Here is a 1,018-nt window from a genome sequence, read left to right as displayed (position 1 = left end):
AAAGCAGCGTAAATAACGGCGCGGGCGCGGCGGGGGCGCCCCTCTTTAAAATTCTTTCATTCAAAAAATTGTTTAAATATTAGATTAGGAGCTACCTATGACCACTAAAAATGTATCCAAAAAATATGAAATTATAGACGAAATCAAAGAAGTTAAAGATGCAGAAACCGGTCAACCTAGATACTTTTATCGTATTCGTGCATTAAGGGATTTTGATGATGTAAAAGCTGGGGACCTCGGTGGTTTTATTGAAAAGGAAAGCAACCTCTCTCATGATGGGAATTGCTGGGTGTATGATGATGCTATTGCAGCATATGATGCTGTCGTTAGTGAAAATGCTAAAATACGTAATGAAGCCGTTGTTGCTCAAAATGCTAAAGTTTATGGTAACGTTATAGTGAGTGATAAAGCCAAGGTTTATGGTCGTGATACCCATGTTTATGGCAATGCTAAGATTTTTGATAATGCTAGTATTAGTGGTACCATGTGGATTCGTGGCAAGGGGTGGGTTTATGGCAAGTGTGTGGTTAATGGCAATGCCAAGGTTTATGGCAATGCTAAAGTTTGTGGTCAAGTTTGTGATAATGCCGTGGTTTATGGAAAAGCTTTTATTAGTATAGAGGCAAAAATTTATGACAATGCCAAGGTTTGGCATAGTGCTTATGTGAGGGGCTTTGTTTATGGCAATGCAAAAGTATCAGGGTCTTCTTGCGTATACGAAGGTTCTCATATTTTTGATCATGCTAGGGTTTATGGAAAAGCGGTTGTTTATAAAGATGTCAAGGTTTATGGCAATGCGCGTGTTTATGAGAATGCCATGATTTATGAAAAAGTAGAAATCTATGATGATGCATGTGTTTCTAACAGATCTATTATTGCTGAGGGTGTAAAAATTTATGGCAATGCCGTTCTTAAAGAAAAGAAAATATTCCGTGAAGATATTTGTAGTAATGATGCCATTAGTGAAAAAGCAGCGTAAATAAAATAACGGCGCGGGGGGCTGCTTTGTAGCAAAAAA

General features: G+C 37.9%; 1 protein-coding gene. It reads left to right on the top strand.

The annotated features are described in order from the left end of the window. The first annotated feature begins 97 nt into the window (after positions 1 to 97). Positions 98 to 979 (top strand): hypothetical protein, encoded by an 882-nt coding sequence (locus ACFINC_RS09845; RefSeq protein ID WP_375617095.1) that lies wholly within the window; start codon positions 98 to 100, stop codon positions 977 to 979. The last annotated feature ends 39 nt before the right edge of the window (positions 980 to 1,018 follow it).

The sequence above is a fragment of the Bartonella sp. AP58NXGY genome, assembly GCF_042195785.1.
Classification (GTDB): domain Bacteria; phylum Pseudomonadota; class Alphaproteobacteria; order Rhizobiales; family Rhizobiaceae; genus Bartonella.
This window is presented reverse-complemented; position numbering and strand designations above follow the sequence as displayed.

Excerpts from the sequence above, each read along its gene's own strand:
- ACFINC_RS09845 (WP_375617095.1), top strand. The coding sequence starts at position 98 with ATGACCACTAAAAATGTATCCAAAAAATATGAAATTATAGACGAAATC.